This window comes from Gammaproteobacteria bacterium, from assembly GCA_037388465.1.
Lineage (GTDB): Bacteria > Pseudomonadota > Gammaproteobacteria > SpSt-1174 > SpSt-1174 > JARRKE01.
Genome location: JARRKE010000011.1, coordinates 35,666 through 44,650, shown reverse-complemented (window position 1 = coordinate 44,650; position 8,985 = coordinate 35,666). Strand labels below are relative to the sequence as shown.

Annotated in this window: 6 protein-coding genes and 1 pseudogene; all 7 read right to left on the bottom strand. The window is 63.8% G+C overall.

Translation table 11 applies throughout. The annotated features are described in order from the left end of the window. The 7 genes and pseudogenes from carB to grpE all read right to left on the bottom strand — a co-directional run bounded on the left by carB (position 1) and on the right by grpE (position 8,881). Positions 1–2,284 (bottom strand): annotated as a pseudogene (carB, locus tag P8Y64_03825) (carbamoyl-phosphate synthase large subunit). 42 nt (positions 2,285–2,326) lie between these two features. Beyond that, the gene (gene carA / locus P8Y64_03820) at positions 2,327–3,472 is read right to left on the bottom strand and encodes a glutamine-hydrolyzing carbamoyl-phosphate synthase small subunit (GenBank protein MEJ2059601.1); all 1,146 of its coding nucleotides are present in this window, start codon (positions 3,470–3,472) and stop codon (positions 2,327–2,329) included. A gap of 141 nt (positions 3,473–3,613) precedes the next feature. Beyond that, on the bottom strand, positions 3,614–4,429 hold the full coding sequence (gene dapB, locus P8Y64_03815) for a 4-hydroxy-tetrahydrodipicolinate reductase (protein ID MEJ2059600.1): 816 nt from the start codon (positions 4,427–4,429) through the stop codon (positions 3,614–3,616). A 46-nt stretch (positions 4,430–4,475) separates the two neighbouring features. After that, a complete protein-coding gene (locus tag P8Y64_03810; GenBank protein MEJ2059599.1) occupies positions 4,476–4,991 on the bottom strand; it encodes a DsrE family protein in 516 nt (171 codons plus the stop codon). A gap of 71 nt (positions 4,992–5,062) precedes the next feature. Continuing rightward, positions 5,063–6,196 carry a molecular chaperone DnaJ gene (gene dnaJ, locus P8Y64_03805; GenBank protein MEJ2059598.1) on the bottom strand — a complete coding sequence of 378 codons (1,134 nt, stop codon included), beginning with the start codon at positions 6,194–6,196 and terminating at the stop codon, positions 5,063–5,065. 85 nt (positions 6,197–6,281) lie between these two features. Further along, on the bottom strand, positions 6,282–8,210 hold the full coding sequence (dnaK, locus tag P8Y64_03800; protein MEJ2059597.1) for a molecular chaperone DnaK: 1,929 nt from the start codon (positions 8,208–8,210) through the stop codon (positions 6,282–6,284). Positions 8,211–8,308: 98 nt separating this feature from the next. Then, positions 8,309–8,881 carry a nucleotide exchange factor GrpE gene (grpE, locus tag P8Y64_03795; GenBank protein MEJ2059596.1) on the bottom strand — a complete coding sequence of 191 codons (573 nt, stop codon included), beginning with the start codon at positions 8,879–8,881 and terminating at the stop codon, positions 8,309–8,311. Between the last annotated feature and the right edge of the window lie 104 nt (positions 8,882–8,985).

Genomic DNA, 8,985 nt, shown 5'->3' with positions numbered 1-8,985 from the left:
CATATCGCATCGACATCGACCTCGACGGCGTCGTCCAGGAACCGGTCGAGCAGCACCGGGGCGTCGTTGGAAACCTGAACCGCCTCGTGCATATAACGGCGCAGGTCGTCGACGTTATAGACGATCTCCATCGCGCGCCCGCCGAGCACGTAGGAGGGACGTACCACCACCGGGTAGCCGATCTCCTCGGCGGCCTGGATGGCCTGGTCTTCGGTACGCGCGGTACGGTTGGGCGGCTGCTTCAGGCCGAGCTTGTTGATCAGGGTCTGGAAGCGCTCGCGGTCTTCTGCCAGATCGATGGAATCCGGCGTGGTGCCGATGATCGGCACGCCGGCCTTTTCCAGATCGCGTGCCAGTTTGAGCGGTGTCTGGCCGCCGTACTGCACGATCACGCCGGTCGGTTTTCGAGCACGTCCTCCAGGGTGAGCGGCTCGAAGTACAGCCGGTCCGAGGTGTCGTAGTCGGTGGATACGGTCTCGGGGTTGCAGTTGACCATGATGGTCTCGTACCCGTCTTCGCGCATCGCGAGCGCGGCGTGCACACAGCAATAATCGAACTCGATCCCCTGCCCGATACGGTTGGGACCGCCGCCGAGCACCATGATCTTCTGACGCTCGGTGGGCTGCGCCTCGCATTCTTCCTCATAGGAGGAATACATATAGGCGGTCGAGGTGGCGAACTCGGCGGCGCAGGTATCCACCCGCTTGTACACGGGGTTGATTTCCAGCTCCCAGCGGCGGGCGCGCACCCGGCTTTCCGTCTCGTCCAGCAGTTGCGCCAGACGGCGGTCGGAAAATCCGCGTTGCTTGAGGCGGTAGAACGTCTCTTTGTCGAGATCACCGAGCAGACGGTCACGCAGGTCGTTTTCGGTTTCCACCAACTCCTGGATCTGGGCGAGGAACCAGGGGTCGATACTGGTCATGCCGTAGAGATCGTCCAGGGTGAGGCCATGACGGAAGGCGTCGGCCACATACCACAGGCGCTGCGGTCCCACGTCCACCAGATGGCTGCGTACGACGTCGAGCGCGTCCTCGCTGTCACGCGGCACCATTTCGTTGAGGCCATCGACGCCGGTCTCCAGACCGCGCAGCGCCTTCTGCAGCGATTCCTGGAAGGTGCGACCGATGGCCATCACCTCGCCCACGGATTTCATCTGGGTGCCGAGAACGGCCTTCGCCTGCGGGAATTTCTCGAAGGTGAAGCGCGGCACCTTGGTGACGACATAATCGATGGTGGGCTCGAACGAAGCCGGCGTCGCGCCGCCGGTGATTTCGTTGCGCAGCTCGTCCAGCGTATAGCCCACGGCCAGCTTGGCGGCGACCTTGGCGATCGGGAAACCGGTGGCCTTGGACGCCAGCGCGGAGGAACGGGAAACGCGCGGATTCATCTCGATGATGACCATGCGCCCGTCTTCCGGATTGATGGCGAACTGGACGTTGGAGCCGCCGGTATCGACGCCGATCTTGCGCAGCACCGCGATCGAGGCGTCGCGCATGATCTGATATTCCTTGTCCGTCAGGGTCTGGGCCGGCGCGACGGTGATGGAATCGCCGGTGTGCACGCCCATCGGATCCAGGTTTTCGATGGAGCAGATGATGATGCAGTTGTCCTTGTGGTCGCGCACCACCTCCATCTCGAATTCCTTCCAGCCGAGCAGGGACTCCTCGAGCAGCACCTCGTTGGTCGGCGAGAGGTCGAGCCCGTGCGACACGATCTCCTCGAATTCCTCACGGTTGTAGGCAATGCCGCCGCCGCTGCCGCCCAGAGTGAACGACGGACGGATCACGGTCGGAAAACCGAGTTCCGGCAGCACCTCGCGCGCCTCCTGTATGGAGTTCACCACGAAGGAGCGTGCGGAACCGAGACCGATGTCGTCCATGGCATGGCGGAACTGCTCGCGGTCCTCGGCCATCTCGATGGCCTTTTCCTTGGCGCCGATCAGCTCTACGCCGTACTTTTCCAACGTGCCGTCGCGATACAGGTCCAGCGCGCAATTCAACGCGGTCTGACCGCCCATGGTCGGCAGCAGGGCGTCGGGGCGCTCCTTTTCGATGATCCGCGCCACGGTCTTGGGTTCGATCGGTTCGATGTAAATCGAATCGGCCGTCTCCGGGTCGGTCATGATGGTGGCCGGATTCGAGTTCACCAGGATGACGCGGTAGCCCTCTTCGCGCAGAGCCTTGCAGGCCTGGGCGCCGGAATAGTCGAATTCGCAGGCCTGGCCGATGATGATTGGCCCGGCGCCGATCAGGAGGATGCTCTTGATGTCAGTGCGTTTCGGCATGAAGCGGTAATCCCGTCTTGCAGTAAGGCAACGGCGCGAAGCTCAGCGCTTCGCGGCCTGTTGCATGAGTTCAATGAAGTGGTCGAACAGCGGCGCCTCGTCGTGCGGCCCGGGGCTGGCCTCGGGATGGCCCTGGAAGCTGAAGGCCGGCAGCTCGCGGTGATGGATGCCCTGCAGCGAGCCGTCGAACAGCGAGCGGTGGCTCGCCGTCAGGGTCTCGGGCAGGCTGGCCTCGTCGACCGCGAAGCCGTGGTTCTGACTGCTGATCATGACGCGCCCCGAATCGATATCCACCACGGGATGGTTCGCCCCGTGATGACCGAATTTCATCTTGACGGTACGCGCTCCCTGCGAGAGTCCCAGCAGCTGATGGCCCAGACAGATACCAAAGGTGGGCACGCCGGTCTGGACGATCTCGGTGATCGCTTCGATGGCGTAGTTGCAGGGCTCGGGATCGCCCGGTCCGTTGGACAGGAAAACGCCGTCGGGTTCCTTGGCCAGCACCTCGCTGGCCGGCGTCCGCGCCGGGACCACGCTGACGCGACAGCCGCGATCGACCAGCATGCGCAGAATATTGCGCTTGATGCCGAAGTCGTAGGCCACGACGTGATAAGGCAGCTTTTCATCGATCGGGTGCGGCGCCTCGGGCAGGCCGCCCTCCAGGCTCCAGGTACCCTGCACCCAGTCGTACGGCTTATGCGTGGTGACCTCCTTGGCGAGGTCCATGCCCTTGATGCCCGGGAAGGCGCGCGCCTCCGCCAGTGCCGCAGCCTCGTCGATGTCACCGGCCTGGATGCAGCCGTTCAGGGCACCCTTTTCGCGCAGCAAACGGGTCAGTCGGCGGGTGTCGATGCCGGCGATGGCCACCACCTTGTTGCGCGCGAGGTAGTCGGGCAGGCTTTCGATGCTGCGCCAGTTGCTCAGACGCGGCGGGAGATCACGAATGATCAACCCGCTGGCGAAAACCTGTGAGGACTCCTCGTCCTCGGGGTTGGTGCCGACGTTGCCGATATGGGGGTACGTGAGAGTGACGATCTGACGCGCGTAGGAGGGATCGGTGAGGATCTCCTGGTAGCCGGTCATGGCGGTATTGAAAACCACTTCCCCGACCGACGAGCCCAGGGCGCCAATGGCTTGGCCGTGAAACAGGCTGCCGTCTTCCAGCGCGAGCAATGCAGGCTTACTCAAAGTTTTGCTCCGGATACAGGCACAGGTACAGACACACGAACGGGATGGATTACGTCAATCCATCCCGCCGTTCGAATACAAATCAAAGTGTTATGTAGTGTAACTGAAACCACCCCCGGCTGACGAGGGCAGTCGGCGCATTCAGTCGCGCAATCCGAGCACGTCCTGCATGTCGTAGGTGCCGGCAGGACGTCCGCCCAACCATTGGGCGGCCCGCATCGCACCGCGCGCGAAGGTCATGCGGCTGGAGGCCTTGTGGGTGATCTCGACGCGCTCGCCGGTGGCGGCGAACATGACCGTGTGCTCACCGACGATATCGCCGGCGCGGATGGTCTCGAAGCCGATGGTTTCCCGGGCGCGCTCGCCGGTGTGGCCTTCACGGCCGTAAACGGCACAGGTCTTGAGATCCCGCCCCAGGGCCTGGGCGACGGTTTCCCCCATGGCCAGCGCGGTGCCGGACGGCGCGTCGACCTTGTGGCGGTGATGCGCCTCGATGATCTCGATATCCACGTCGTCGCCCAGCACGCGCGCGGCGAGATCCAGCAGCCTGAGGCACAGGTTGACGCCGATGCTCATGTTAGGTGCAAAAACGACCGGAATCACCTCGCCGGCGGCGCGGATTTCGGCCTTTTGAGCTTCGCTGAACCCGGTGGTGCCGATGATGATGGCCTTGCCGTGGGCGCGGCAAAAGGCGAGATGGGACAGACTGGGTTCGGGACGGGTGAAATCGATCAGCACGTCGAAGTCCTGCTCGTGCCCCTCCAGCGTGCTGACCACGGGCGTGTCCAGACGGCCCACACCGGCGACCTCGCCTGCATCCGCATCCAGCAGGGTGCTGCCGGGGCGTTCCAGCGCCAAGCCCAGGCTCAGTCCTTCGGTCTCGCAACAGGCCTCGATCAGGGCCCGGCCCATGCGTCCGCCGGCGCCCGCAATCGCCACTCGCGTCGGTTCACTCACGCTCGATCACTCCGGTGCTGTTGGGGGCGCACACTATACCGCAGGGTCACCAGCTGATGTAGGCGTACCCCTGTTCCTGCAGCAGCATCAGATCGGCGGCCCCCACCTCGACCACCTTGGCGAACGGTTCCAGGTCGTCCGCGCTCCAGCCCAGGGACTTGAGGGTGTTGCCGCAGGCGTGAAACTCCACCCCGTAATGCACCATGCTCGAAACCCGCTCGCGGTTGTGCGGGCTGACGGGACGGCCGGGACTCTTGGCCAGCAGATGGATGCCGGGACCGATGGCGACCACGACGATGTGGATGTTGTCGGGAAAGGCGCGCAGCATGGCGCCCACGGAAAACAGGATGTGATCCTGGTAATCCTGATCGGCCTTGTTGAGCTGGTAGACCACCTTGTGCTCGGCCGGATCGTCGGGAAAGCGCAACGAACTGGCGTCTTCGGCCGCCTGGACCGGACGCGCCGCGGCACCGAGTCCCCAGGCGCCGGCCAGTCCCGCCAGTCTGGTCAGCAACCCGCGGCGCGTTGCGCTGACCTTGCCTTTGTCCTTGTCATCATTCATCCCCCTTCCTCCCCGTTATTTGGCTGATCCGGCATGATCTTACCAAGGGGACGGCGGGAACGCGTAGGCCGTCAGTCAGCCCAGAACTTGAGCCCCTCGACGAAGCCCTTCACGCCATCCATCCAACTGGCGGTGTGTGGGCTGTGGCGATCGCCGCCCTTGCCCAGGCTCTTCTCGAGTTGCAGCAGCAGATCCTTCTGCTCCTGGGTGAGATTGATCGGCGTCTCGACCACCACGCGGCAGAACAGATCACCGGGTTCGATACCGCGGACCGGTTTCACGCCCTTGCCGCGCAACCGGAACTGTTTGCCGGTCTGGGTGCCGGCGGGCACCTTCAGCTTCACCTTGCCATCCAGGGTCGGCACCTCCAGCTCGCCGCCGAGTGCGGCCGTGATGATGCTGATCGGCACGTCGCACAGCAGGTGCTCGCCCTGACGGGTGAAGATGTCGTGCGGCTTGATGTGGACCTGCACGTACAGATTGCCGGCGGGACCGCCGTTGACGCCGGCCTCGCCCTCGCCCGCCAAGCGGATCCGGTCACCGCTATCGACACCCGACGGCACCTTGACGGTAAGCACCTTGGCGTCCTGCACCCGACCCTCGCCATGACAGGTCGGACACGGATCGGGGATGATCTTGCCCGAGCCGTGGCAACGCGGACAGGTCTGCTGAACGGAAAAGAAACCCTGCTGCAGCCGCACCTGACCGTGCCCCGCGCAGGTGGGACAGACCTCGGGCTGCGAACCCTCCCGGGCACCGCTGCCGCCGCAGGTCTCACAGGTCACCAGGGTCGGCACGCGGATATCAACCTCGGCGCCGAACACGGCCTGTTCCAGGGAAAGCTCCAGGTTGTACTGGAGATCAGCACCCCGGTAAACCTGATCTGCACGACGCCGGCCGCCGCCGAAGATGTCGCCGAAAATATCCTCGAAGATGTCGCCGAACCCGGCGCCCGCCCCGGCCCCAGCGTGCATGCTGGGGTCCACGCCAGCATGGCCGAACTGGTCGTAGGCCGCGCGCTTCTGGGGATCGCTGAGGATCTCGTAAGCCTCTTTGGCTTCCTTGAAGCGTGCTTCCGCCTCCGCATCGTCAGGATTGCGATCCGGATGATATTTCATGGCCAGACGGCGAAAGGCCTTTTTCAGATCGTTCTCGGAGGCGCTGCGTTCAACACCCAGAATTTCGTAGTAATCGCGTTGTGACATCGGCTCTTTTTTCAATCAGTAACCATGCAGCAAGGCGCACGCGGGATACCGCGTGCGCCTCTGCCCGGCCGGAACGTTACTGGCCTTACTTTTTGTTGTCGTCGACTTCCTCGAACTCGGCGTCGACCACGTCTTCCTGGCCCGCGGCGCCGGTCTCGGTCTGGGCGCCCTCGCCCGCCTCGCCGGCCTGGGCGCTCTGCTCGGCATACATCCGTTCGGCCAGTTTGCCGGAGGCCTCGGCCAGCGCCTGCGACTTGGCGTCGATTTCGTCCTTGCTGTCGCCCTTAAGCGCTTCCTTGAGTTCGTCGATCGCCTTTTCGATGGCCTGCTTTTCGTCCGCGCTGACCTTGTCGCCGTATTCCGTGAGCGACTTCTCGGTGGCGTGGATCAGGTTGTCCGCCTGGTTGCGCGCGCTCACCAGCTCGTGGAAGCGCTTGTCCTCATCCTTGTGCGCCTCGGCCTCTTCGACCATACGATCGATTTCATCGTCCGACAGGCCGGAAGAGGCCTTGATCTGGATCGACTGCTCGCGCCCCGTCGCCTTGTCCTTGGCGGACACGTGCAGGATGCCGTTGGCGTCGATGTCGAAATTGACTTCGATCTGCGGCACACCGCGCGGGGCCGGCGGGATGTCGGTCAGGTCGAAGCGACCCAGCGATTTGTTGTCCATCGCGCGCTCACGCTCACCCTGGAGCACGTGCACGGTGACCGCGGTCTGATTGTCGTCCGCCGTCGAGAAGACCTGGTTGGCCTTGGTCGGAATGGTCGTGTTGCGCTCGATCAGCTTGGTCATGATGCCGCCCAGGGTCTCGATACCCAGCGACAGCGGAGTCACGTCGAGCAGCAGCACATCCTTGACCTCGCCACCCAGCACGCCGCCCTGGACCGCGGCGCCGATGGCCACCGCCTCGTCGGGGTTCACGTCCTTGCGCGGTTCCTTGCCGAAGAAGCCCTTCACCGCTTCCTGCACCTTGGGCATGCGGGTCTGACCGCCGACCAGGATCACGTCGTCGACCTCGGAGGCCGACAGGCCGGCATCATTGAGCGCCAGCTTGCAGGGTTCGATGGTGCGCTTGACCAGGTCCTCGACCAGCGACTCCAGCTTGGCGCGGGTCAGCTTGAGGTTGAGGTGCTTCGGCCCGTTCTGGTCCGCGGTGATGTACGGCAGGTTGATCTCGGTCTGCTGACTGGAGGACAGCTCGATCTTGGCCTTGTCGGCGGCCTCCTTCAGGCGCTGCATGGCCAGCGCGTCGCCGCGCAGGTCGATTCCCTGGTCCTTGTTGAATTCGTCGGCCAGGTAATCGATGACGCGCTTGTCGAAATCCTCACCGCCCAGGAAGGTGTCGCCGTTGGTGGCCAGCACCTCGAACTGCTTCTCGCCGTCCACGTCGGCAATCTCAATGACGGAGATGTCGAAGGTGCCGCCGCCCAGGTCGTACACCGCCACCTTGCGGTCGCCGCGCTGCTTGTCCAGGCCGTAGGCCAGGGCCGCCGCGGTCGGCTCGTTGATGATGCGCTTCACTTCCAGACCGGCGATGCGGCCGGCGTCCTTGGTCGCCTGGCGCTGCGAATCGTTGAAGTAGGCCGGCACGGTGATGACCGCTTCCTTGACCTCTTCCCCGAGGTAATCCTCGGCGGTCTTTTTCATCTTCATGAGCACGCGGGCGGAGATCTCCGGCGGAGCCATCTTCTTGTCGTTGGCCTCGACCCAGGCATCGCCGTTGTCCGCCTTGACGATCTTGTAGGGCACCAGCTTGATGTCCTTCTGCACCGCTTCCTCGTCGAAGCGGCGGCCGATCAGGCGCTTGACCGCGAACAGCGTGTTGTGAGGATTGGTCACGGCCTGACGCTTGGCGGACTGGCCGACCAGGACTTCGCCGTCTTTGGCGAACGCCACGATGGACGGCGTGGTGCGATCGCCTTCGCTGTTTTCGATGACCTTGGGCTTGTCACCTTCCATCACTGCGACGCAGGAGTTGGTGGTGCCCAGATCGATGCCGATGATCTTGCTCATGATTGCTGTCTCCGAATACTTGTAATTTTGTGACTCAATAAGATGTCGATAGTTGTGGAAATGTGGGCATCCCGCGGTTTTTCAAGCCTCCCGGGGCTTCATTTGGCGACCACGACCATGGCCGGACGCAGCAGCCGGTCGTTCAGCATGTAGCCCTTCTGCATCACGCTGAGCACCGTATCGGGCGACTGCTGCTCGCTCTCCTGCATGGCGACGGCCTGATGCAGCTCGGGATTGAAGGGTTCGCCCACCGGGTCCAGCTCGGTGATGGAGAACTTTTCCATGACCTGGGTGAGCACCTTCAGGGTCAGCTCGGTCCCTTCCAGCAGCTTCTCGGCCGTGGCCTGTTCGCGGGCGGCGCTCAGGCCCAGTTCCAGGCTGTCGCGTACCTGAAGCAGTTCAGCGGCCAGCTTTTCCAGGGCATATTTGCGCGCGGATTCCAACTCGCGCGCCGAGCGCTTGCGCAGGTTCTCCAGTTCGGCCTGGACGCGCAGCAACCGGTCCCAGTTTTCATCGGCCTTGGCGCGGGCCGCCTCGAGTTCGGCGCGCAGGGCTTCAACCTCGTCCCCGCCTGCGGCGCCCGCCCCGGTTTCGGCCTGGACCGGGCCCTCAGCCGCGTCCGGCTGTGCCGTCTCGCTGACGGGCTGCTCCTCGTGCTTTTTTGCAGACATGACTACTCCCGAATCTGAATCTTCGACAATATGTAATATCCCTCACCCGCCCTAATGGGGGCGGCGGACGGGGTTTCAAGCGGTTGGGTCCCGAATGATCCGCA

Bases quoted from the DNA above. Each gene is read 5' to 3' on its own strand.
- P8Y64_03810 (MEJ2059599.1), bottom strand. From the start codon at position 4,991: ATGAATGATGACAAGGACAAAGGCAAGGTCAGCGCAACGCGCCGCGGG.
- dnaJ (MEJ2059598.1), bottom strand. From the start codon at position 6,196: ATGTCACAACGCGATTACTACGAAATTCTGGGTGTTGAACGCAGCGCC.
- dnaK (MEJ2059597.1), bottom strand. From the start codon at position 8,210: ATGAGCAAGATCATCGGCATCGATCTGGGCACCACCAACTCCTGCGTC.
- grpE (MEJ2059596.1), bottom strand. From the start codon at position 8,881: ATGTCTGCAAAAAAGCACGAGGAGCAGCCCGTCAGCGAGACGGCACAG.